Consider the following 23,764-nt stretch of genomic DNA (forward strand, 5'->3'; position numbering starts at 1 on the left):
CCATGGTGCGCCTGCTCGGGCCTCAGGACCGGTTCCTCGGCACGATCGAGAAGGAATACCCCAGCGTCTCCGTGCACGTGCGCGGCAACGAGGTCACCCTCACCGGACCGGCCGCCTCGGTTGACGCGGTGGTCCGGCTGATCGAGGAGCTCGAGGCACTGCTCCGTACCGGCGCCGACCTCGGTGACACCGAGGTGAGCACCTCGGCGAAGATGCTCGGGGCCGACTCGAGCTCCAGCCCCTCGACCGTGCTCGGGCAGGCCATCCTGACCTCCCGTGGCCTCACCGTGCGGCCCAAGACCCTCGGCCAGAGTGACTACGTCAACGCGATCGACGAGAACGCCATCGTTTTCGGCATCGGACCGGCCGGAACCGGCAAGACCTACCTCGCCATGGCCAAGGCCGTGCAGGCCCTGCAGCGTAAGGAAGTCGACCGGATCATCCTCACCCGGCCGGCCGTCGAAGCGGGGGAGCGGCTGGGCTTCCTGCCCGGCAGCCTGACCGACAAGATCGACCCGTACCTGAGGCCGCTGTACGACGCGCTGTTCGAGATGATGGATCCCGAGCTGGTGCCCAAGCTCCTCGCGGCCGGCACCATCGAGGTCGCCCCGCTCGCCTACATGCGCGGCCGCACCCTGAACTCCGCGTTCATCGTGCTGGACGAGGCGCAGAACACCACGCCGGAGCAGATGAAGATGTTCCTCACCCGCCTCGGCTTCGGCTCCCAGATGGTGGTCACCGGCGACATCACCCAGGTGGACCTGCCCGCGGGCGCCAGCGGTCTCCGGCTGGTCACCACGGTTCTCGACGGCATCGACGACATCGCCTTCGTGCGGTTGACCAGCGCCGACGTCGTTCGCCACAGCCTCGTCGGCCGCATCGTCGACGCCTACACCGAATACGACGCGCAGAAGCAGGCCAAACGCTACGAAAGCGAACAGGCCCGCGACTTCGCCTCCCGCGCTCCGCACCAGGGGAATCCGCGCGATCGCACCCCGAAACGGAGATCCAGTTGAGCATCGAAATCAACAACGAGTCGGCCATCCCGGTCGACGAAGCCGCCATCCAGCGCCTCGCCGCCTTCGCCCTCGACACCATGCACGTGCACGCCGACGCCGAGCTGGCCATCGTCCTTGTCGACGAGGGCGCCATGGAAGCGCTGCACGTGCAGTGGATGGACGAACCCGGTCCCACCGACGTCCTGAGTTTCCCCATGGACGAGCTGCGCCCGGGAACCGAAGACGCCCAGACCCCGGCCGGGCTGCTCGGCGACATCGTGCTGTGCCCGCAGGTGGCGCAGGGCCAGGCCGAGACCGCCGGCCACAGCACCCTCGACGAACTTCTCCTGCTCACCGCGCACGGCGTTCTGCACCTGCTCGGCTTCGACCACGCCGAGCCCGACGAGGAGAAGGAGATGTTCGCCATCCAGCGCGACATCCTGATCGGCTTCGCCATGCAGGAACGACGCCGGCCCCGATGATCGTCGGGTGGTTCCTGACCGCCGCCATCCTGCTCGTCGCCTTCGGCGGGCTGATGGCCGCCGTCGACGCGGCGATAGTGTCCCAATCCCGGGCGGACATCGCCGAGCTCGCGGTCACCGCACGATCCAAACGGTCGTTGCGGGCGATCGCCGCCGATACGGGCGCGCACCTGAACGCCGTCAACTTCGTGCGCATCATCGCGGAAACCACGGCCGCGGTGCTGGTGACCCTGGTCTTCGCCACGACCATCGAACAGCTCTGGCTGGCCCTGCTGCTCTCGGCCCTGCTGATGACAGCGGTGTCCTTCGTTCTCGTCGGGGCCAGCCCGCGCAGCGTCGGCCGGGCGCATCCGAAGACCCTGCTGACCCTCACGGCGGTTCTGGTGCATTTCCTCCGTGTGCTGCTCGGCCCCGTCGCCAATGCGCTCGTGGCGCTCGGCAACCGGGTGACCCCCGGGCGCACCCGGCTGGCCACGTTCACCTCTGAGGATCAGCTGCTGAGCATGGTCGACGAGGCCACCGAACTCGACGTGATCGAGGAGGACGACCGCGAGTTGATCCACTCCATCTTCGAGTTCAGTGAGACCGTCGTGCGCGAGGTGATGATCCCGCGTACCGACATGGTCACCATCGACGCCGACGCCACCGTGGGTGCGGCGATGGGACTGTTCCTGAGCAAGGGGTTCTCCAGGGTCCCCGTCGTCGACGGTGAAGTCGACGACGTGACCGGGATCCTGTACCTGCGAGACGTCGCGAGGCTGGTCTACGAACGCCCCCGCAACCTGGAGGCGCTGCGTGTGGGCGAACTCGCCAAGCCCGCCCAGTTCGTGCCCGAATCCAAGAAGGCCGACGCGTTGCTACGCCAGATGCAACTCGAATCCAACCACCTCGCCATCCTTGTGGACGAGTACGGCGGTATCGCCGGACTGGTCACGCTCGAGGACCTCATCGAGGAACTCGTCGGCGATATCTCCGACGAGTACGACCGCGACGTCGTCGAGATCGAGGATCTCGGGTCGGGCCGCTTCCGGGTCAGTGCCCGGCTGCCCGTCGACGAGCTCGGCGAACTCTTCGACCTCGACCTCGACGATGACGAGGTCGACTCGGTCGGCGGCCTGCTGGCCAAGGCGCTCGGCAGGTTGCCGGTCGCCGGGTCCGAGGCCAGGACCAGCGGGCTGATCCTCACCGCGGAACGCACAGAGGGTCGACGAAAACGAATCAGCACAGTGCTGGTTGAACCAGACAAGGCGTTGAGAGACGCACAGTCCGCATTCCTGGGAATGCCGGACACCGAAGGAGCACACGGCAATGACAAAAGAACCTGATTTCCGCGCGGGGTTCGTCTCCTTCGTCGGACGCCCCAACGTGGGCAAGTCCACCCTGACCAACGCTCTGGTGGGGGAGAAGGTCGCGATCACCTCGTCGAAGCCGCAGACCACCCGCCGCGCGATCCGCGGCATAGTGCATCAGAAGAACGGCCAGCTGATCCTGGTCGACACCCCTGGCATCCACCGCCCCCGCACGCTGCTCGGCGAGCGGTTGAACAGCCTGGTGCAGTCCACCCTCAGCGGCGTCGACGTGGTGGGCCTCTGCATCCCGGCCAACGAACCGATCGGCCCCGGCGACAAGTTCATCAACGAGCAGCTGGACAACTTCCCGCGCGCCAAGAAGGTGGCCATCGTCACCAAGATCGACATGTCGTCCAAGACCAGTGTCGCCAACCAGCTCCTCGCGGTGTCGCAGTTGCGCGACTGGGAGGCCATCGTGCCGATCTCGGCGACCAGCCGCATCCAGCTCGACGTGCTCAGCAGCGAACTGCTCCGGCTGCTTCCGCTCAGCGACGCACCGCTGTATCCGGCGGATGCCGTGACAGACGAAAGCCTGGAGTCGCGCATCTCCGAGTACATCCGGGAGGCGGCCCTCGAGGGCGTCACCGACGAGTTGCCTCACTCGATCGCCGTGACGATCGACGACATCATCGAGCGCGACGACCAGGAGCTCGTGGAGATCTACGCCAACCTCTTCGTGGAACGCGACAGCCAGAAGGGCATCATCATCGGCAAGTCGGGCAGCCGGCTGAAAGACGTCGGGATGCGCGCCCGCAAGCAGATCGAGCCCCTCGTCGGCAAGCGGGTGTTCCTCTCGCTGCGGGTGAAGGTCGCCAAGGAATGGCAGCGTGACCCGAAGCAGCTGGGCCGCCTGGGCTTCTAGAGCCGGGCTCCCAGGTGCTGCCGGGGGCTCAGCCGGTTCATGCCGTGCTGGGTCCCTCTCTGTCGGTTCCGCCTGCCGCCGGCAGCGCCGAGCGCGCTGATCCCGTGGAGTCCTCAGCGGCGGAGGAGTCCGGCTTGCTGACCCTCAGCAATACGCGGTCCTTCGCACCGGACTTGCCGAGTCGTTCGATGAACAGGAAGATCCGGTACTCGAGCCGGTACTTCGCGGCGAAGACCGCGGTCAACAGGGCTCGGCTCCGGTCGTCGTCCTCGATGACGGCATTCGCCTCCAGCGGCAGCGCGCCGGCCGCCACAGTTCCCGTGCGGGAGCAGGGCGCCAGCTGCACCCGGGACGTGTGACGCAGGCGCTTCACCTTGCCGCTCTGCTTCGGGGTCGTCACGATCAGGTCGTCACCATCCCTGGCGATCCAGACCGGGGTCGAAACCGGTTCTCCCGATCGGCGGAATGTGGTGAGGGACACGAAACGCTCGTCGCCGAGGCCGGTCAGTGTGGTGGGGGAGGACATTTCCACACTGTATCTGCTCCACAATGGAACGGTCGGCAGACGTTGCCGGCACGATGGAGGGTCCCCATGTCACAGGTGCGCAATGTCTGAGCCGGTTATCGCCATCGTGGGCGCCGGAGCCGTGGGAGGGCTCCTCGGCGTCCTCCTGAACCGTAGCGGGACCGATGTCGTGGCCGTCGCTCGTCCGGCAACGGCCCGGCGGATCAACGCCGACGGCCTCACCCTGCACAGCCCCCATTTCGGCGACCAGGTCGGCCGGCTCCCGGCGGTGACCGAGATCCCCGTCGGCGCCCGCGTGATCGTGGCCACCAAGGCCTACGCCCTCCCCGGACTCACCGACGCCCTCCGGCGAGCGCAACCCGCCGAGGTCGTGTCCCTGCTCAACGGCATCGAGCACATGGACGTCCTGCGACAGGCCGCCCCCGATGCCCGTGTGGCGGGCGCCACGATCGCCGTCGAGAGCACCCGAGTCGGCCCCACGGTCATCGACCACCGCAGCCCGTTCCTGCGGCTCACCGTTCCGGCCGCGGCGGAGAGCACCGGGATCGTCACGGCCTGGACCAGCGCCGGACTCGAGGTCACCGTGGGCGGAACCGAGGCGGAGGTGCTGTGGAGCAAACTGCGATTCCTGGCGCCGATGGCACTGCTCACGTCTTACTGGCGCCTGCCCATCGGCGCCGCCCGGGAACACGACCCAGCCCTGACCACTGCCGTGCTGGCCGAGGTCGCCCAGATCGCCACCCGAGATGGTGTGCCCTCCGACCCCGTCCAACTCGCCCGTGCCATCCACGCGCTGCCGGACGGCATGCGATCCTCACTACAGAACGACCTGGAGACCGGGGCGGCAACTGAACTCGACGCCATCGGTGGCGCTCTGCTGCGCCGGGCCCGCCACCATGGTGTTCCCGCGCCGCGGGTGCAGGAACTCGTCGGCGATCTCGGCTCCCGCGGGGCACCCTGACGCCGGGGCTACGGGCAGAGCGGCCACGTACATCGCTCGGATGATCCTGGGCGCACGCCAGGATGAACTGACGCGCAGACGACAACGGGGCACAGCCCGAGCCGTACGCTGGGAGCATGTCGGATCTGGGGCTCAGCACGCGCACGGCGCGCTACCGGTGGGCGCTGGAGCCCTCCCTTGGACTCATCATCCTTCTGGTCTGGGGCGCACCGAGCCTGTCCACCGGCGCGCTCAGCGAGTTTGTGAGCGTCCTGCTCTTCGCGGGCGCCGTCGCCCTCTCGCGCCTGGCCCCTGCCGTCGCGCTCATCGTGGGTGCCCTCGCCACGGTCGCCAGCATCGGCGGTACCAGCAACATGCCGGCCTGGCTGGCACTGCTGTTGATCAGCGGATGCATCGTCACCTGGGGCGCCTGCCTCTATGGCCAGCCGTCCCTGCGCTTCGTCGCCCTGGCGGTCGGCCTGCTCGTGGGTGCCATGCTCACCGGGCTGCTCGCCGGGGAATTCGTGGCCTCCGGCGATCGCGGCACTGACGGTGCGCTGCGCTTCATCCTCGAAGTAGGGCTCCGTCTCACCGGGGGCTTCCTGGCCACGGTGCTCCTGGCCGGCGGATGGGTTCTCGCTCTCGTGGCGAGGAAACGTGCCGAACGCCGCTCCGACGACGTTCTGCCCGGAAGTCCTGGTGAGCGACGGTCGGCTCCGTACGCGGAGACCTGGTTGATGCAGCCGGTGCCGGCTGCGTGGCTCACCGGACCCGAGCTGTCCCTTGGACGCCGGGGTTTCCGCCGGATCTCGCGGCGCACCCTGCTCGTCGACGCCGGGCTGGCTGGCACGTTCCTCCTCGTCGGTCTGCTGATCGACCCGCCCAGCAGCCTGCTGGCTGTGGTCGTGCTCGTCGGATTCACCGCCGCGTTGGCGGTGCGACGGCTCTCGCCCGCGCTCGCACTCGGCCTCGCTTGGGCCACGGCGCTTGTGCAGATGGCCTGGGGTCTGCCCGTCCTGATGAGCGACGCCGCCATCCTCGCTGTGCTCTACGTCACCGCGGCATACGCCGAGCGGGCCGTGCGTTGGGCGGGCCTCATATCCGTCGGCGTCGGAGCCCTGCTCGCCGCCGGCTACCTCACCCTGCAACCGGGGCTGAGCTCCCTCAGCGACGCGAACGCGCAGGCCACTCTCGGCAGAGTGATCTGGTCGACCGTGGCCACGCTGGTCGCCAGCCTGGCGGTGCTTGGCCTGTCTTGGACGCTCGGGCTGCTGATGCGCACCTGGCAGACCGCCAGGGAGAGCCGGGTCACCCAGCAGCGCGCCGTCGAGGAGCAACGCGTGGCCCAGCGCAGCGTCGTGGTCGAACAGGAACGCAACCGCATCGCCAGGGACATGCACGACGTGGTCGCCCATTCCCTGGCCGTGGTGATCGCCCAGGCCGACGGCGCCCGATATGCGCGTGCGCAGAACCCGGAGGCAGTGGATGAGGCCCTCAGCACCATCTCGACCACGGCCAGGGAGGCCCTGGGCGACGTCCGGATCCTGCTCACCCGGCTGCGCCAGGACGACGCGGCCGGACCGCAGCCCGTGCTGGCCGACCTCGACCGCCTGGTGACGCAGATGCAGAGCACCGGGCTGGACATCGAGTGGACGACGACCGGAACCCCCACCACTCTCGGGTCCGGTGCACAACTGGCGGTGTACCGGATCGTGCAGGAGGCCCTCACCAACGCCCTCCGGCACGGAAATGCGGAACGTTCGGTATATTTGACGCTCGCCTGGACGGAGGGATGGGTCGCGGTGACGATTGACAATGCGGTGGGCGTGGATTCCTCCACCGACCACTCGGGCGAGATCGGCCACGGCCTCCCGGGGATGCGCGAGCGGGCGCTCCTGGCCGGCGGTTCCCTCGCCGCGGAGCCCATCGGCGACCGGTTCATCGTGGCCGCACGCCTCCCGGCCATCACTACCAGCGCCCTGGCCACGCCGGCGGCCACTGTCCCGGCAGACCAGCCCACGGCCCCGGCCGCACCCGGAGCCGTGCAGTGAGCGAGACCGCGGTGGATGCCGCGCGCATCCGGGTGGCCCTAGTCGACGACCAGGCCCTCTTCCGGGCAGGCATCCGCATGCTGGTGTCTTCGCAGGCCGACCTCGAGTTCGTCGGCGAAGCCGGCAACGGCGCTGCCGGAGTCGCCATGGCCGCGGTGGTCACCCCGGACGTCATCCTGATGGACATCCGGATGCCCGTGATGGACGGCATCGACGCCACCACGGCGATCCTCGCGGCAGCCGACGCGGCCGGGACCACACCGCCTCGCATCGTGGTCCTCACCACCTTCGAGCTCGACGAGAGCGCCGGCCGCGCCATCCGCGGCGGCGCCAGCGGCTTCTTGCTGAAAGACGCCGACCCCGAGTTCCTGCTCGCGGCGATCCGCACCGTGCACGCCGGCAGCGCCGTCATCGCCGCGTCGGCCACCCGGGAACTCTTCGCCCACTTCGACGCTCCCGAACCCGAGCGCGAGGAGCCGGAGGCGTTCGGCACCCTCACCAGCCGGGAACGCGAGATCTTCGCCCTCGCCGCACTGGGCCTGAGCAACGCCGAGATCGCGGCGGGGGAGTTCCTCAGCGAGGCGACGGTCAAGACCCACATCAGCCGGATCCTGGGCAAGCTCTCCCTGCGCGACCGTGTGCAGCTCGTGGTCTTCGCCTTCCAGCACCGCCTGACCTCCTAGCGGCCAAACACCCCCAGAGGATGACCCGGCGCGGCCAGGGATCATCCGAGCGGCGGCCGCGCTACCTCCACAGCCCGACGCGGCCGGACCCTGCGTATTCCTAGCCTGAGAGTATGGAAAACACACCCTCAGACCTCGGCCTCGCGGCCAGAGTGACCCACCTCGGCAAGACCTACGGTTCGTCGTCCACTGCGGTGACAGCCCTCGACGACGTCTCGATCGGCATCCGCCGTGGCCAGTTCACGGCCATCATGGGCCCGAGCGGCTCGGGGAAGTCGACGCTCATGCACATCATGGCCGGCCTGGACACGGCCACGTCCGGGCGCGCCTGGCTCGGCGACACGGAGATCACCGGCCTTGCCGACGCCGCGCTCACAGTGCTCCGGCGGCGCCGGATCGGATTCATCTTCCAGGCGTTCAACCTCGTGCCCACGCTCGACGTGCGCGGCAACATTCTGCTGCCGTTCGCACTCGACGGCCGGAAGCCGAGCACCACCGAGAGCACCTGGATCGACCAGCTCATCGAGTCCCTCGGCCTGACCGACAGGCTCACCCACCGGCCGCACGAGCTCTCCGGAGGCCAACAGCAGCGTGTCGCGATCGCCCGGGCCCTCGCGACCCGCCCGGAGCTGGTCTTCGCCGACGAGCCCACGGGCAACCTGGACTCCCGCACCGGTCGGGAGGTGCTCACACTGCTCAAAGCAGCGAGCATCGGGTACGGCCAGAGCATAGCCATGGTCACCCACGATCCCGTCGCGGCTGCCTACGCGGACCGCATCCTGTTCCTGGCCGACGGCCGGGTCGTTGAGGACCGCGAGAAGTCCTCGGCCGAAGAGATCTCCGGCATCATGCTCGGCATGGAGCAGCGCGCATGAGCGCCCGTACCCGCGCGCGCCGGAATGATCACGCCGGCCGCGGTGCGAGCGTGCTCGTAGCCGCCCTGGCCTCGGCCTTCGGCGTGGTCCTGCTGGAGGTCACGAGCGTCATGACCACAGTCCTGAATGCCTGGGGTGTGACGGACATGGGATCGGTCCGGATCACACTGACGATCGTTGCCGCCCTGTTCATCGCGATCGCCGTGTACGTCTCGGCGATCGTCACCACGAACACCGTGGCGACGATCATCGCCGGACGCACCCGCACCATCGCCCTGATGCGCCTGATCGGGTCCAGCGCTCGCGCGCAACGCCGGGCCGTGGCCACCGATGGCCTCGCCGTGGGGGCTATCGGCGCCGTCGCCGGCGCAGTGGCGGGCATCCTGCTCGGCTTCGTGGGACTGCAGATCCTGGTCGCCACCGACGTGCTGCCCGACCTTGCCTATTCCCTCATTCAGCCGGTTCTCGCAGTGCCGGTGATCGTGGTCGTCGTCTCCACCTGGGCCGCCGCCTGGGCGGGCTCACGCCGCGTGCTCAGCGTCAGTCCGATGCAGGCCGTCGGCGCCGCCGAGGAACGCTCAGTGGAGGAGGTGACGCGCCGCCCCAGGCGCGCGCGCATCGCGATACTCATGATGGGTTCGGGGGTGCTCCTCTTGCTCGCGGGGGTCGCCGTGGGACAGGCGTCACCACTGGGCGTGCTGATCGGCGTGGTCGGCGGCATTCTCTCCTTCAGCGGGCTCGTTCTCGGGTCGCACCTGATCATGCCGCCTGTGCTGGCCCTGGTCGGCCGGGTCCTCGGTTCCAGCGCCCCTGCACGACTCGCAGCGGCCAACGCGCAGCGCCACCCCGAGCGCAGCGCCAGGGCCACCATCGGCCTGGTGATCGGTGTGACGCTCATCACGATGTTCGCCGTGGCCGGCTCGACCATGGAAGTCATCATGCAGCGGACCATGGAGGACCCGGAAGCCCGGGCGGGGATCAGTGAGTCTGTATCGGTCACGCTGGCGGTCATCTCGGTGTTGGTCGGGTTCAGCGCCCTCATCGCCGCGGTGGGCATGGTCAACAACCTGGCGCAGAGTGTGCTGCAACGCTCCCGTGAGATCGGACTGTTGCGCGCTCTGGGATTCACCGCCGTCCAGGTGCGCTGGATGATCTTGGCCGAGAGCCTGCAGATGGCCGCAGCCGCCGTCGCCTTCGGCCTGGTCCTCGGTGTGTTCTACGGCTGGGCCGCCGCGGAGGCCCTGTTCGGCTGGTCGGTTGAGGGCAGCGGCATCGTCGCACCCGCCGTGCCCTGGCTGCTGGTCGTGCTTTGCGTGGTCGGTACTGTGCTGCTCGCCGTCGTGGCCAGCCTTGTGCCGGCCCGCCGGGCCGTCTCCGTGGCTCCCGTGACGGCCCTGGCCGCCGTGTGATCCAGGTGACCGCACGGCAAAACGGTGTTACCCTCTTTGTGTGCTGTTCGGTGTGCTCCTCCTTAGCTGCCGCGACGAGTCCTAATCTGAGGCCTCACTCGTCGCGGAGTTCGTCGTCGGCTGACCACCACTCGCGAGGAGACATCAGACCATGAAGAACAATCAAGCCGCATCGGGCATGCCGGTGCACAAGTACCGCCCCTACCAGGACACGTTCCGGGTCGATCTGCCCGACCGCACCTGGCCGGCGAACCGCATCACCGAGGCCCCGCGGTGGTGCGCAGTGGACCTGCGCGATGGCAACCAGGCGCTCATCGACCCGATGAGCCCCGAGCGCAAGCGGATCATGTTCGACCTGCTGGTGCGGATGGGCTATAAGGAGATCGAGGTCGGCTTCCCGTCGGCGAGCCAGACCGACTTCGACTTCGTGCGGAGCCTCATCGAGGACGGCGCCATCCCGGACGACGTCACCATCCAGGTGCTGACCCAGGCGCGCGAGCACCTGATCCGCCGCACCTACGAGTCCATCGTCGGTGCGAAGCAGGCCATTGTGCACCTGTACAACTCCACCAGCGTGCTGCAGCGCGAGGTGGTGTTCCGCGAGGACAAGCAGGGAATCATCGACCTGGCCCTGTTCGGCGCCCGCACCTGCCGGGCGCTCGAGGCGACCGTGCCAGGCACCACGGTGTACTACGAGTACTCGCCTGAAAGCTTCACCGGAACCGAACTCGAATTCGCCGTTGACATCACCAACCAGGTCATCGAGATCTTCGAACCGACCCCGGAGCGCAAGGTCATCGTCAATCTGCCCGCCACGGTCGAGATGGCCACGCCCAACGTCTACGCCGACTCGATCGAGTGGATGAGCCGGCACCTGGCGCACCGCGAGAATGTGATCCTGTCCCTGCACCCGCACAACGACCGCGGCACCGCGATCGCGGCCGCTGAACTGGGCTACCTGGCCGGCGCCGACCGCATCGAGGGCTGCCTGTTCGGCAACGGCGAGCGCACCGGAAACGTCGACCTGGTCGCGCTGGGCATCAACCTGTTCACCCAGGGGATCGATCCGCAGATCGACTTCGGCAACATCGACGAGGTCAAGCGCACCGCGGAGTACTGCAACCAGCTGCCCGTTCCCGAGCGCAGCCCATGGGCCGGTGACCTGGTCTTCACGGCCTTCAGCGGCTCCCACCAGGACGCGATCAAGAAGGGCTTCGAGGCCATGGCCGCCGAAGCCACTGAGACCAGCCGGAGCGTGGACGACCTGGTCTGGGCGGTGCCGTACCTGCCGATCGACCCCAAGGACCTGGGCCGCAGCTACGAGGCCGTCATCCGGGTCAACTCGCAGTCGGGCAAGGGCGGCGTTGCGTACCTGCTCAAGACCGACCACCACCTCGACCTGCCGCGCAAGCTGCAGATCGAGTTCTCCGGCGTGGTGCAGGCCAAGACGGATGCCGACGGTGGTGAGGTCACCAGCGAACAGATCTGGGACATCTTCAACGACGAGTACCTGCCCGCCATCCACACCAACCCGGATGCGAAGTGGGGACGGTTCGAGTTGTTCTCCACCCGTACCTCCAGCGACCTGTCCGGTGCAGTCGACCTCACGGTGGACCTGCGCGACTCCGACACCGTCGCGCCCGCCACGGCGACCGGAAACGGTCCGATCGCGGCGTTCCTGGGCGTCATGGCCGACCGGGGCATCACAATCACGCTGTACGACTACGTGGAGCACGCCATGTCGGCCGGCGGGGACGCCACAGCGGCGGCCTACGTCGAACTCGACGTGAACGGCAAGCGGTTCTGGGGCGTCGGCATCGACCCCGACATCTCCACGGCGTCCCTGAAGGCCGTGGTCTCGGCGGTCAACCGCGGGATCAGGGCCGAATCCGGCGACCGGGAGATGGCCGCCGTCTAGAGGCCGGCCCCGGTAGAACTGGGCACGACAACGGCCCCGGTCAGACTTCGGTCTGACTGGGGCCGTTCGGTCAGTTGTGTCTGCCCGGTCTGCTCAGACCCGCATGGCCCGCCGCGCCTCATCCGGCGTCAGCGGCTGTGGGACCGAGACAGGCTCGCCGGCCGGCTTGCCCAGCACCGCCGTGCAGTCGTCGATCGCCTGCGACAACAGGTCGTAGAGTCGCTCATCGGTGTCGGGAATGCACGCCTCGGCGATGCCCTGCACCGTGATGCGGATGATCGACTCCGCGGTGCGGTCGGTGAACCGGGTCCGCGACCACGATCCGACGGAGCCCATGAACTCCCGAGCCCAACGTTCGGTCTGCGGTGCCTTGTCGAACGCCGCCCGCACCTGGTCGGACACATCGATCGGGGTCCCTTCTGACGCCCGCGCGAGGTGGCGCTGACAGTTGAGGATGCCCACGGCCAGGGCCCGCTGGTGATCGGCGCTGACCACCGGCAGACCGGCCGTCGCGGCACGGAGGGCCACGACGAGGCGAACGCGCTGGTCGTCGCCGCGCAGCCCGATCACTGAGGGGATCAACACCATCAGCCGGCTTCTGGCGTCATCGGACGTGCAGTCGTTGACCATACGTGCCAGCGAGGCCAAAACCGGGTGGGTGCAGGCCGGATGGTCGCTCCACGCCTCACCGGAGAGGTGCGACGCGAACTCCATGAAGCACGCTCCGCTACGTGGGGACTTGTGTTTGCCCCGGGAAAGGACAGGCAACAGATCGGGCGCAGTGCCCTCGAATCGTTTCATGGAGTACCTCCCTGCGACGTGGTTGTGCCTCAATACTGACCCCAGATTCGGGGAAAGGCGAGGCCAAAACCGCCCGGGATGACAAATCCTCAGAAAACAGTGAGGGTCGCGTCAGCGGTCGCCGGTGAGGGTGGGTTCCGGGGTGGGGTCCGGGGTGGGACCCGGGGTGGGTTCAGGGGCCGTTCGGACCCGCCGCAGCGGCCAGACCCGCAGCGGCGGGATGGGACCGCGCCGACGCCAGTGCGGCCAGCTGCCGATGGCCCGCTGCTGCGGCAGGCTCCAGCCGAACCGGGCCGCGAGGACCCTGATGAGAGTCGTCGCGACCACGCAGATCATCGCCGCCACGGTGATCTGCACCTCGAACGTCACCAGGATCACCAGGAGTCCACACCCAGCCAGCGCGGCGGCGGCGTACAGGGACCCAACGTGCATCACGGCTATCGGCACGTTGAGCATCATGTCCCGCAGCACCGAGCCGCCCACGGCCGAGACCACCCCGACGAACAGCGCCGGGATCTCCGGCAGGCCGGCCGCGAGGGCCTTGGTGGTACCGATAACGCCGAACAGCCCGATCGTCACGGCATCCAGAGTGATGATCAGGGCGCCAAGCCGGTTGAACAGGCTCTGCAGCAGCATCCCCAGAAGCGCGAACACCGCGGCGACGGGCAGATACCAGTTGCTCAGCAACGCGGCAGGAATCCCGCCGAGCAGGATGTCGCGGAGCAGACCCCCACCCAGCCCCACCGTGATGCCGATGATCGAGATGCCGAGGAGGTCCATCCGGCGGTCGGTGAACCGGCCGGCGAACATCGCTCCCTGGATCGCGCCGATGGCGACGGCGACGAGGTCGATCCAGAGCGGAATGGCGAAGAGCGGAGTAGGCACCGTCAATATCTACCACGGGTACAACTCCTCCGGCGCGGGCGTCGGCATCCCGTCGCCGGGGTGGGAGAATTGACCGTGCCCGTTTATCGTGATGAAGCCGTCGTGCTGCGCACCCACAAGCTGGGTGAAGCCGACCGGATCATCACGCTGCTCACCCGCCAGCACGGCAAGGTCCGCGCTGTGGCGAAGGGTGTGCGCCGCACGGCGTCGAAATTCGGCGCCAGGCTGGAACCGTTCATGGTCGTCGACGTGCAGCTCTACATCGGCCGCAGCCTCGACATCGTCAACCAGGCCGAGTCGATCGGCTCCTACGGGGCCGTGATCACCGCCGACTACGGCAGTTACACGGCCGCCAGCGCCATGGTCGAAACCGCGGACAAACTCACCGAATCCGAAGGGTCCCTGCAGCAGTACCTGTTGCTGGTCGGGGCCTTGCGCTCACTGTCCAGACACGAGCACGGCTCAGGCGCCACCCTCAATTCCTACCTGCTGCGGTCCCTCTCCATGGCCGGCTGGGCGCCCAGCTTCGCGGACTGTGCCCGTTGTGGCGCGCCGGGGCCGCACTCGGCGTTCGTGGCCCAGGTCGGCGGCATCGTCTGCGACAACTGCGCCGCCCCGGGCTCACCTCGCCTCGACCCCGACACCATCGCCCTGCTCAGCGCCCTGCTCACCGGGGACTGGGCGTACACGGCCGGGGCCTCAGACACCACCCACGCCCAGGCCACCGGGGTCGTCGCCGCGTACACGCAGTGGCACCTCGGACGTGGCCTTCGATCCTTGGAGCACGTGCGCCCATGACGCCGAACCCCTTCCGTTCCGCCGCGAGCAACTCAGGCACTCCGTTCACCCACAAGGACGCCGTGCCTTTCAAACCCGTGGACTGGACCGGGCTCTACCCGCCGGCGCTGCCCGCCAAGGCGGTGCCCGAGCACGTCGCGGTGGTGATGGACGGCAACGGCCGCTGGGCCAATGCCAGGGGCCTCTCCAGGGTCGAGGGCCACAAGGCCGGCGAGGCCGCGTTGCTCGACGTGGTCGCCGGGGCCATTCAGATCGGCGTCAAGCACATCAGCGTGTACGCGTTCTCCACCGAGAACTGGAAGCGCTCGCCCGACGAGGTGCGGTTCCTGATGGGCTTCAACCGGGACGTGCTGCACCGTCGCCGCGATCAGCTCAACGACTGGGGTGTGCGGGTGCGCTGGGCGGGCCGGAAGCCCCGGCTCTGGGCCTCCGTCATCAATGAGCTGCAGTTCGCCGAGAAGCTCACCGCGGACAACACCGTGCTCACCCTGACCATGTGCGTCAACTACGGCGGCCGCACCGAGATCGCGGATGCCGTGCGCGCACTGGCCGAGGACGTCGCCGCGGGCCGGCTGAAGCCCTCCGGCATCACCGAGAAGTCCATCCAACGGCACCTGTACACCTCCGCGCTGCCTGACGTCGACCTGTTCGTGCGCAGCTCGGGGGAGCAGCGCACCAGCAACTTCCTGCTCTGGCAGAGCGCCTACGCCGAGATGGTGTTCCTGGACACCCTCTGGCCCGACTTCTCCCGGGTGGACCTGTGGCACGCGATCGAGCTCTACGCCGCCAGGAACCGCCGTTACGGCGGCGCAGTGGACGCCCCAACCGCCTGAGCGGGAATAACTGGAGGGCCCGCTCGGGTTAGCCTTCTCGTGAGCGAAACCATCAAAGTAGACATCTGGTCCGACGTGCAGTGCCCCTGGTGCTATATCGGCAAACGCAAGTTCGAGGCGGGCGTCGCCGCCTTCGGCGACGAGGTCGAGGTGGAGTACCACTCCTTCGAACTCGCCCCCGACACCCCCGTCGATTTCGCGGGCAGCCCGGTCGAGTACCTCAGCGAGCGAAAGGGCATCCCCGTGCCGCAGGTGCTCGAGATGCTCGAACGGGTCACCGGCATCGCCGAGAGCGTTGGCCTGCACTACGACTACGACTCCGTGCACCAGACCAACACCATCAAGGCGCACGAACTGCTGCACTACGCCAAGGCACACGGCCTGCAGCTGGAGATGAAGGAGAGCCTGCTGAAGGCTTACTTCGTCGACGGCGGCCACGTCGGCCGCGTCGACGACCTCGCCGACCTGGCCGCAACTGTGGGCCTGGACCGCGCCGACGTGCTGCGCTCCCTGACCGAGAACGAGTACCTCGCCGCGGTCAAGGCCGACGTCGCCCAGGCCGCGGAATACGGCATCCAGGGGGTGCCCTTCTTCGTGATCGACGGGAAGTACGGCATCTCAGGCGCACAGGACCCTGATACCTTTGCGCAGGCCCTCCGCCAGGTTCAGGGCGAAAAAGCAGCAGCGACCAGCACGTCCATGAGTACAGAGGAGCCCCACGCATGAGCGAGAACACCACTTCCACTGTCGCCTCACCGCCCACCGCGCCCCGCCCGATCATCCAGCTGCTCGAGCAGGACGACGCTGCCGGCGGATGCTGCGGCGGCGGTTCCTGCGGCATCTGACCGCCCCTGGGTGCACGCGAGGCCCGGTCGGCGGTTTTCCACCGACGGCCGGGCGTGGCGAACGAACACAGCCGGGTCTGGGAGAATTGGACAAGATGAAGACTTCGACTCCCACGCAGAATCTGATGTCCCCGCTTCGAATCGGCGACATCGAGCTTGACGTGCCGGTTGTGCTCGCGCCCATGGCCGGCATCACCAACACGGCCTTCCGCCGGCTCTGCCGCGAATACGGCGCCGGCCTCTACGTCAGCGAGATGATCACCTCAAGGGCGCTCGTCGAGCGCACCCCGGAGTCGATGCGCCTGATCACGCACCACGAGAGCGAGAAGACCCGCTCCATCCAGCTGTACGGCGTTGACCCGAAGACGGTGTCAGAAGCAGTCACCATGCTCGTCGCGGAGGACCGCGCCGACCACATCGACCTGAACTTCGGCTGCCCGGTGCCCAAGGTCACCCGCAAGGGCGGCGGAGCGGCGCTGCCGTGGAAGATCACCCTGTTCCGCGAGATCGTCGAAGCCGCGGTCAAAGCGGCCGGCGACATCCCGCTCACCGTCAAGATGCGCAAGGGTATCGATTCCGACCACCTCACCTACCTCGAGGCCGGACGGGTCGCCGAGGGAGCCGGTGTCGCCGCGATCGCGTTGCACGCCCGTACCGCCGCTGACTACTACTCAGGCCAGGCCGACTGGTCGGCCATCGCCACCCTCAAGAACGCCATCACCAGCGTGCCGGTTCTCGGCAACGGCGACATCTGGTCTGCCGCCGATGCCCTGCGCATGGTCGAGGAGACAGGCTGCGACGGTGTTGTGGTCGGCCGCGGCTGCCTCGGCCGCCCGTGGCTGTTCGGCGACCTCGCCGCCGCGTTCCGCGGCGACGTGCTGAAGGCCGAACCTACCCTCGGTCAGGTCGCGGATGCGTTCCGCCGGCACGCCGAATTGCTCACCGAGTTCTTCGACAGCGAGGAACGTGCGTGCCGCGACGTGCGCAAACACGTGGCCTGGTACTTCAAGGGGTACCCCGTCGGCGGCGACCTGCGCGCGAGCCTCGCCTCCGTCGTGTCTCTCGAACAGCTCGACGAACTGCTCGCGACGATGGATCCTGACCAGCCCTACCCGGGCATCGGCGCCGAAGGCCAACGAGGCCGCGCCGGCAGCCCCAAGAAGACCTCGCTGCCCGAACGCTGGCTCGACTCGCGCGATATCGCCGGGGCGGAGCGCAGCAACCTCACCGAGGGCGAAGGAGACACCAGCGGTGGTTAATCAGACCGGCTACAGCCTCCACGACGAAGCACGATTCCGTCCGGAAGAGCACGACTCGAGCCGAAGCGATTTCGCCCGCGACCGGGCCAGGTTGCTGCATTCCAGCGCGTTGCGCCGCCTGGCCGCGAAGACCCAGGTGCTCAGCCCCGCCGCCGGCCTGGACTTCGCCCGCAACCGGCTCACCCACTCGCTCGAGGTCGCGCAGATCGGCCGGGAGCTGGCGCTCCGCCTGGCGCTGGACCCGGACATCGTCGATACCGCCTGCCTCGCCCACGACATCGGCCACCCGCCGTTCGGCCACAACGGCGAAAAAGCCCTCAACACCTGGGCGGCCGACATCGGCGGCTTCGAGGGCAACGCGCAGACCCTGCGCCTGCTCAGCCGTCTCGAACCCAAGGTCTTCGGTGACAACGGCGAGAGCTTCGGGCTCAACCTCACCCGCGCCAGCCTGGACGCCAGCTGCAAGTACCCCTGGGCGGCAGACTCCTCGGTCGCCGATCCGAGCGGCCGGGCCAAGTTCGGGTTCTACGAGGACGACCGTGCCGCCTTCGAATGGTTGCGGGACGGTGCGCCCACCCGGCAGCTCTGCGTTGAGGCGCAGGTGATGGACCTCTCCGACGACATCGCCTATTCGGTGCACGACTTCGAGGATGCCGTCGTCGGCGGCTATCTGGACGTGGAACTGCTGGGCAGCCGCAGCGAGCACGCCGCCCTGGTCACCTCGATGTACGAATGGACCGGCGGGCAGTTCAGCCACGACGAGCTCATCGCCGCGTACGACAGACTCGACGCCCTTGAGGTCTGGGTGCGCGGCTGGGACGCAGGCAGGCGCGACCAGGGCCGGCTGAAGAACCTGACCAGCCAGCTGATCGGCCGGTTCAGCGGTGCGGCGGTCGCGGCGACCCGGGCCGCGTACCCCGACAGACACCTGATCCGCTTCTCGGCGCACGTCGTCGTTCCGCGCGAGGTGCAGGCCGAGATCGGTGTGCTCAAGGGCATCGTCGCCGCGTTCGTGATGTCCACCCATGTGCGCCAGCCGCTCTACGTCGAGCAGCGCGAAACCCTCACGTACCTCGCCGACACCCTGCTGGACACCGGCGACGAGCACCTGGATCCCGGCTTTCGGGAAGACTGGGCCGCGGCCACTGACGACGCCGCGCGGAAACGCGTGATCGTCGACCAGGTAGCCAGCCTCACCGACCAGAGCGCGATCGCCCTGCACCGCCGCCTGCACCTCACCCGCGAGCCGTCCCGGGCGACGTTGCTGCCCGCGGCGGCGCATCCGGCCGCGCAGTGACGCAGTGACTGTGTACGGAGTGAGCGTGTACCGGGTGAATGTGCCCAGAGTGATTGTTTCTGCAGGAACGAGGGTTCACGCATGGCTGGATTGATCCGGCAGGGCGATATCGAAGAGGTCAAGGCCCGCACGAACATCGCCGACATCATCAGCGATTACGTGACCCTCAAGTCGGCGGGTGTCGGCTCGATGAAGGGACTGTGCCCGTTCCACGACGAGCGCAGCCCGAGCTTCCACGTGCGACCGCAGGTTGGTTTCTACCACTGCTTCGGGTGCGGAGAGAGCGGTGACGTCTACTCCTTCCTGCAGAAGATGGACCACGTCAGCTTCAGCGAGGCCGTCGAACGGCTGGCCGGTCGCGCCGGCATGGAATTGCACTATGAGGGCGGTGACGGTGGCGCCCCCGACCACACCAACCGGGCCAGGCTGTACGCCGCCAATCAGGCCGCCGCGGACTTCTTCGTGGACAAGCTGGGCAGTCCAGGAGCCCAGGTGGGGCGCACCTTCCTCGGCGAACGGGGCTTCGACGCCCAGGCGGCCGCCCGCTTCGGTGTCGGATTCGCGCCGAAGAGCTGGGACGAACTGACCAATCACCTGCGCGGCAAGGGCTTCTCCACCGAGGAGCTCACCCTCGCCGGCCTCGTCTCGAGCCGGGAGGGGTCCAGCGGCGTCTACGACAGGTTCCGCGGCCGGCTGGTCTGGCCCATCCGCGACATCACCGGGCAGACCATCGGCTTCGGCGCGCGTAAGCTGCTCGACGACGACAAGGGGCCCAAGTACCTGAACACCCCCGAAACCCCGATCTACCACAAGGCCCAGGTGCTCTACGGGCTCGACCTCGCCAAACGGGACATCTCGCGCGGCCACCAGGTCGTGGTCGTCGAGGGATACACCGACGTGATGGCCTGCCACCTCGCCGGGGTGACCACGGCCGTCGCCACCTGCGGCACGTCCTTCGGTGTCGACCACATCAAAGTGCTGCGCCGTGTGCTCGGCGACGACAGCGGCGTCGGTGAGGTCGTTTTCACCTTCGACCCCGACGCGGCCGGCCAAAAAGCCGCGGTGCGAGCCTTCGCCGAGGAACAACGCTTCAGCGCCCAGACCTTCGTGGCCGTCGCCCCAGAGGGGCTGGACCCCTGCGACCTGCGCCTGCACCGCGGCGACGACGCGGTGCGCCGACTGGTCGAGTCCAAGAAGCCCATGTTCGAGTTCATGATCCGTCAGCTGCTGTCCCAGTACAACCTCGACACCGTGGAAGGACGGGTCTCCGCACTGCGTGCGGCTGCGCCGGTGGTCAGCGACATCCGCGACCCGTCGCTCCGGCCCGGCTACACGCACGAGCTGTCCAGGATGCTCGGCATGGACCTCGGCGAAGTGTCCCGAGCCGTCAACCATGCCCAGGCGAGGTCCCGCACAGCGCCCGCCGAGGAACCCCGCCGGGCGGGGGAGCCGGCACCCGCCCCGCGCGAACGCCTCTTCGCCCTCGCCGACCTGCCCGCGGACCCGGTCACCCGGATCGAACGCGACGCGCTGATGGCGATGCTGCAGCACCCGACCCTGGTGGGTCTGGACCTCGTGCAACGCGCCGTGTCCACCGGGATGACCAACTCCACCCTCGCCGTGGTCAGGGACGCCCTGGCGACGGCCCTCTCGCACGCTGCCGCGCCGGACTGGCTCGAACGGGTCGTCGCGGAGACTCCGGCGCCCCTGGCGAACCTGGTCACCGAACTGGCGATGGCGCCGCTGCCGGAGCGCACCGAACGCGAGGTGACCCGGTACGTCCGTGACATCACCATCGTGCTGATCGAGAAGGACCTGCTGCGCCAGAAAGCCGAACTGCTCGGCCGTCTGCAACGGGCGGATGCGAGCAACCGCGAGGTCTACGTCGCCATCCAGCGCGAACTCGTGCGGGTCGAAGCCGAACGGCGTAACCTCCGCGTCGAGTGACCGGCTTCGAATGTCGAGTGACCGGCTTCGAATATTGCGGGTCTATTAAGATGCATCGCGTAATGGCCGTTTGACGCGCATAGTGTGCTAATTCTTGGTTTACAGCAACGCATATCTGCGATCGACTCCAGATACGCGGATCCGCCAAGACCCACACACCCTTGAGGAAGAGGCATTCGACTATGGCTTTTGAACCCACCAGGCGTCGCCGCGCCGTCGGCGTCACCGCCGGTCTCGCCGCCGCGGCACTCGTTCTCGCCGGCTGCTCAGGCACCCCGGCCGAGGATGCCGGCAGCGCCCCGCTCACGATCGGCACCACCGACAAGGTCACCACGCTCGACCCCGCCGGCTCGTACGACAACGGATCCTTCGCCGTACAGAACCAGGTCTTCCCGTTCCTCATGAACACCCCGTACGGCAGCCCCGACGTGGAGCCTGACATCGCGGAGTCCGCCGAGTTCACCGCGCCGACGCAGTACACGGTCACCCTCAAGCCCGACCTGGTTTGGGCCAACGGCAACGACCTGACCTCCTCAGACGTCAAGTTCTCCTTCGACCGCCAGCTGGCCATCGCCGCCGACAACGGTCCCTCCTCGCTGCTCTACAACCTGGAGAGCGTCGACACCCCCGACGACACCACTGTCGTGTTCAACCTGATCGCCCCAGACGACCAGATCTTCCCGCAGATCCTGTCCAGCCCCGCCGGTCCGATCGTCGACGAGGAATCCTTCTCGGCAACCGAACTCACCAGCGACGACGACATCGTCGAGGCAAACGCCTTCGCCGGTCAGTACGTGATCACGAGCTACGACTTCAACAACCTCATCGGCTACAAGGCCAACCCGGACTACGCAGGCCTGCTCGGACCGGCGAAGACCGACGTCGTGAACGTGAAGTACTTCGCCGATTCCTCCAACCTCAAGCTCGAGGTTCAGGAGGGCGGCATCGATGTGGCCTTCCGCAGCCTGTCGGCAACAGACATCGAAGACCTCCGCGGCAACGACAACGTCCAGGTCGTCGACGGACCCGGCGGCGAGATCCGCTACATCACCTTCAACTTCGACACCCAGCCGTTCGGCGCAACGACCGCAGACGCCGACCCGGCCAAGTCCCTCGCCGTGCGCCAGGCCGTTGCCGACCTCGTCGACCGCGAAGAGCTCGCCGACCAGGTGTACAAGGGCACCTACACCCCGCTGTACTCCTACGTCCCGGCCGGTCTGACCGGTGCGACCGAGTCCCTCAAGGGCCTCTACGGCGACGGCAACGGCGCTCCGGATGTCGACAAGGCCACGGCGACCCTCACCGCAGCCGGCATCACCGAACCCGTCGAGCTGAACCTGCAGTACAGCAACGACCACTACGGTCCCTCCTCAGGTGACGAGTACGCGTTGATCAAGGACCAGCTCGAGTCAAGCGGACTCTTCACGGTGAACCTGCAGACCACCGAGTGGGTGCAGTACTCCAAGGACCGCTCCAGCGACGTGTACCCCGCCTACCAGCTCGGCTGGTTCCCGGACTACTCCGACGCCGACAACTACCTGACCCCGTTCTTCCTCACGGAGAACTTCCTCAAGAACCACTACGAGGACCAGGAAGTCAACGACCTGATCCTCCAGCAGGCCGTGACCGTCGATCCCGACGCCCGCACCGCGCTGATCGAGGAGATCCAGGACAAGGTCGCAGCCCAGCTGTCGACCGTGCCCCTGCTGCAGGGCGCCCAGGTCGCCGTGACCGGTACAACGGTCACCGGTGCCAGCGACACGCTCGACGCGTCGTTCAAGTTCCGGTACGCGGCCCTCGCCAAGGGCTAGGCTCACAGGTTTCACCTAGCTAGATGACGGGAGCGTTCAGGCGAGACTCGCTGAGCGCTCCCGTCTTTCGTTTTGCACGAGTGAGGTAGGAATGACGACTGTAGCGACCACACCAGCGGCACCGGCGGCCGGGAGGCCACCCGCCACGACGGCACCGAAGAAAAAGCAGGCCGGCGGCGGAATCGTCCGCTACATCGTGATCCGCTTCCTGCTGATCTTCCCCACCATCTTCATCCTGGTCTCCATGGTGTTCTGGTTGATGCGCACGACGGGTGACCCGATCACGGCAGCCCTCGGCGGCCGGCTGAGCGCCGACCAGCTCGCCGAACGGGTGGCCGCGGCCGGATACGACCGGCCCATCCTGGTGCAGTACGTCGAGTACCTCGGCCAGATCTTCACCGGCAACTTCGGCACCACCATCAGCACCAACCGGCCGGTGTCCGAGGTGCTCATCACCTACGGCGCCGCCACGGCCGAACTGGCCTTCTACTCCCTGCTGGTGGCGTTCATCGTCGGGATCCCGCTGGGCATGGTCGCCGCCTATTGGCGGGACAAGTCGCCGGACGCATCGCTGCGCATCTTCGCCATCCTCTGCTATGCCACCCCGGTGTTCTTCTCCGGCCTGCTGTTCAAGCTCATCTTCGCCGTCTGGCTGAAGGTCCTGCCCGTCGCCGGCCGGGCATCGACGAGCTCGGAGCTGCAGATGCAGCTCCTGCCGGGCAAGACCGGTTTCTACACGATCGACGCCATCCAGACCGGCAATCCGGCGGTCCTGGCCGACGTGCTCACCCACGCCGTGCTCCCGGCCGTGGCCCTGGGGCTGCTGACCGCCGGCGTCTTCCTGCGCCTGGTCCGCACCAACGTGATCGGCACTCTGGGAACCGACTACGTCGACGCGGCCAGGTCCCGTGGCGTCAGCGAGTTCCGGCTCGTGCGAAAGCACGCCTACCGGCCGGCGCTGATCCCGATCATCACGGTGATCGGTCTGCAGATCGCCCTGCTCCTCGGCGGCGCGGTCCTGACCGAGACCACCTTCGAGTGGAAGGGCCTGGGCTTCATGCTCTCCCAATTCCTCCAGGCCCGTGACTTCGTGGCCGTGCAGGGCATCGTGGCCCTGCTGGCGGTCATCGTCGCCCTGTCCAACTTCATCGTGGATATCATCGCCGCGCTGATCGACCCGAGAGTGCGGTACTGA

22 protein-coding genes are annotated in these 23,764 nt (G+C 67.8%); 19 read left to right on the top strand and 3 right to left on the bottom strand.

The annotated features are described in order from the left end of the window. Window positions 1–2: 2 nt before the first annotated feature. The 4 genes from E3T61_RS08385 to era are packed head-to-tail and all read left to right on the top strand — an operon-like array spanning window position 3 to window position 3,691. Window positions 3–1,016, top strand: a complete 1,014-nt coding sequence (locus tag E3T61_RS08385; RefSeq protein ID WP_134640470.1) for a PhoH family protein — start codon at window positions 3–5, stop codon at window positions 1,014–1,016. Beyond that, the gene (ybeY, locus tag E3T61_RS08390; RefSeq protein ID WP_134640398.1) at window positions 1,013–1,480 is read left to right on the top strand and encodes an rRNA maturation RNase YbeY; all 468 of its coding nucleotides are present in this window, start codon (window positions 1,013–1,015) and stop codon (window positions 1,478–1,480) included. Before E3T61_RS08385 ends, ybeY begins: the two co-directional genes overlap by 4 nt. Continuing rightward, window positions 1,477–2,805 carry a hemolysin family protein gene (locus E3T61_RS08395; RefSeq protein WP_134640399.1) on the top strand — a complete coding sequence of 443 codons (1,329 nt, stop codon included), beginning with the start codon at window positions 1,477–1,479 and terminating at the stop codon, window positions 2,803–2,805. Before ybeY ends, E3T61_RS08395 begins: the two co-directional genes overlap by 4 nt. Next, window positions 2,789–3,691: a GTPase Era gene (gene era / locus E3T61_RS08400; RefSeq protein ID WP_134640400.1), complete on the top strand. Its 903-nt coding sequence runs from the start codon at window positions 2,789–2,791 to the stop codon at window positions 3,689–3,691. The genes E3T61_RS08395 and era overlap by 17 nt, the downstream gene beginning before the upstream one ends. Before the next feature lie 37 nt (window positions 3,692–3,728). Here era and E3T61_RS08405 read toward each other — a convergent pair whose 3' ends face one another. Further along, window positions 3,729–4,217 (bottom strand): PPOX class F420-dependent oxidoreductase, encoded by a 489-nt coding sequence (locus E3T61_RS08405; RefSeq protein ID WP_134640401.1) that lies wholly within the window; start codon window positions 4,215–4,217, stop codon window positions 3,729–3,731. Between the two features lie 82 nt (window positions 4,218–4,299). On the opposite strand from E3T61_RS08405, the gene E3T61_RS08410 reads away from it, so the two are divergent. From E3T61_RS08410 to leuA, 6 genes are all read left to right on the top strand, one after another. Next, window positions 4,300–5,178, top strand: coding sequence for a ketopantoate reductase family protein (locus E3T61_RS08410; protein WP_134640402.1), 879 nt, complete (start codon window positions 4,300–4,302; stop codon window positions 5,176–5,178). Between the two features lie 116 nt (window positions 5,179–5,294). Then, window positions 5,295–7,208, top strand: coding sequence for a sensor histidine kinase (locus E3T61_RS08415; protein WP_198418660.1), 1,914 nt, complete (start codon window positions 5,295–5,297; stop codon window positions 7,206–7,208). A 77-nt stretch (window positions 7,209–7,285) separates the two neighbouring features. After that, entirely contained in the window at window positions 7,286–7,891 is a 606-nt protein-coding gene (locus E3T61_RS08420) for a LuxR C-terminal-related transcriptional regulator (protein WP_241992470.1), read from the top strand. A 113-nt stretch (window positions 7,892–8,004) separates the two neighbouring features. Further along, window positions 8,005–8,766 carry an ABC transporter ATP-binding protein gene (locus tag E3T61_RS08425; RefSeq protein ID WP_134640404.1) on the top strand — a complete coding sequence of 254 codons (762 nt, stop codon included), beginning with the start codon at window positions 8,005–8,007 and terminating at the stop codon, window positions 8,764–8,766. Further along, the gene (locus E3T61_RS08430) at window positions 8,763–10,175 is read left to right on the top strand and encodes an ABC transporter permease (RefSeq protein WP_134640405.1); all 1,413 of its coding nucleotides are present in this window, start codon (window positions 8,763–8,765) and stop codon (window positions 10,173–10,175) included. The genes E3T61_RS08425 and E3T61_RS08430 overlap by 4 nt, the downstream gene beginning before the upstream one ends. Window positions 10,176–10,326: 151 nt before the next feature. Further along, the gene (gene leuA, locus E3T61_RS08435) at window positions 10,327–12,093 is read left to right on the top strand and encodes a 2-isopropylmalate synthase (RefSeq protein WP_134640406.1); all 1,767 of its coding nucleotides are present in this window, start codon (window positions 10,327–10,329) and stop codon (window positions 12,091–12,093) included. Window positions 12,094–12,186: 93 nt separating this feature from the next. On the opposite strand, the gene E3T61_RS08440 is transcribed toward leuA, so the two are convergent. After that, complete coding sequence (locus E3T61_RS08440; RefSeq protein WP_174776996.1) at window positions 12,187–12,807, bottom strand: hypothetical protein; 621 nt, start codon at window positions 12,805–12,807, stop codon at window positions 12,187–12,189. Window positions 12,808–13,005: 198 nt separating this feature from the next. After that, complete coding sequence (locus tag E3T61_RS08445; protein ID WP_241992460.1) at window positions 13,006–13,779, bottom strand: trimeric intracellular cation channel family protein; 774 nt, start codon at window positions 13,777–13,779, stop codon at window positions 13,006–13,008. Window positions 13,780–13,854: 75 nt separating this feature from the next. Here E3T61_RS08445 and recO point away from each other — a divergent pair, with 75 nt between their 5' ends. From recO to E3T61_RS08485, 9 genes are all read left to right on the top strand, one after another. Next, window positions 13,855–14,577 carry a DNA repair protein RecO gene (gene recO, locus E3T61_RS08450; protein WP_134640407.1) on the top strand — a complete coding sequence of 241 codons (723 nt, stop codon included), beginning with the start codon at window positions 13,855–13,857 and terminating at the stop codon, window positions 14,575–14,577. After that, entirely contained in the window at window positions 14,574–15,410 is an 837-nt protein-coding gene (locus E3T61_RS08455; protein WP_134640408.1) for an isoprenyl transferase, read from the top strand. The genes recO and E3T61_RS08455 overlap by 4 nt, the downstream gene beginning before the upstream one ends. 39 nt (window positions 15,411–15,449) lie before the next feature. Beyond that, on the top strand, window positions 15,450–16,136 hold the full coding sequence (locus tag E3T61_RS08460; protein ID WP_134640409.1) for a DsbA family oxidoreductase: 687 nt from the start codon (window positions 15,450–15,452) through the stop codon (window positions 16,134–16,136). Next, window positions 16,133–16,255, top strand: a complete 123-nt coding sequence (locus E3T61_RS22475) for a hypothetical protein (protein WP_255455665.1) — start codon at window positions 16,133–16,135, stop codon at window positions 16,253–16,255. The genes E3T61_RS08460 and E3T61_RS22475 overlap by 4 nt, the downstream gene beginning before the upstream one ends. Before the next feature lie 95 nt (window positions 16,256–16,350). Next, window positions 16,351–17,514, top strand: coding sequence for a tRNA dihydrouridine synthase DusB (gene dusB, locus E3T61_RS22315; RefSeq protein ID WP_241992461.1), 1,164 nt, complete (start codon window positions 16,351–16,353; stop codon window positions 17,512–17,514). Beyond that, window positions 17,507–18,811 carry a deoxyguanosinetriphosphate triphosphohydrolase gene (locus E3T61_RS08470; RefSeq protein ID WP_241992462.1) on the top strand — a complete coding sequence of 435 codons (1,305 nt, stop codon included), beginning with the start codon at window positions 17,507–17,509 and terminating at the stop codon, window positions 18,809–18,811. The genes dusB and E3T61_RS08470 overlap by 8 nt, the downstream gene beginning before the upstream one ends. 81 nt (window positions 18,812–18,892) lie before the next feature. Continuing rightward, on the top strand, window positions 18,893–20,758 hold the full coding sequence (dnaG, locus tag E3T61_RS08475; RefSeq protein ID WP_134640412.1) for a DNA primase: 1,866 nt from the start codon (window positions 18,893–18,895) through the stop codon (window positions 20,756–20,758). A 182-nt stretch (window positions 20,759–20,940) separates the two neighbouring features. Then, a complete protein-coding gene (locus tag E3T61_RS08480; protein WP_134640413.1) occupies window positions 20,941–22,569 on the top strand; it encodes an ABC transporter substrate-binding protein in 1,629 nt (542 codons plus the stop codon). Between the two features lie 91 nt (window positions 22,570–22,660). After that, window positions 22,661–23,764 (top strand): ABC transporter permease, encoded by a 1,104-nt coding sequence (locus E3T61_RS08485; protein WP_134640414.1) that lies wholly within the window; start codon window positions 22,661–22,663, stop codon window positions 23,762–23,764.

It is taken from the genome of Cryobacterium lactosi (assembly GCF_004403945.1).
In the GTDB taxonomy this organism is placed as follows: Bacteria; Actinomycetota; Actinomycetes; order Actinomycetales; family Microbacteriaceae; genus Cryobacterium; species Cryobacterium lactosi.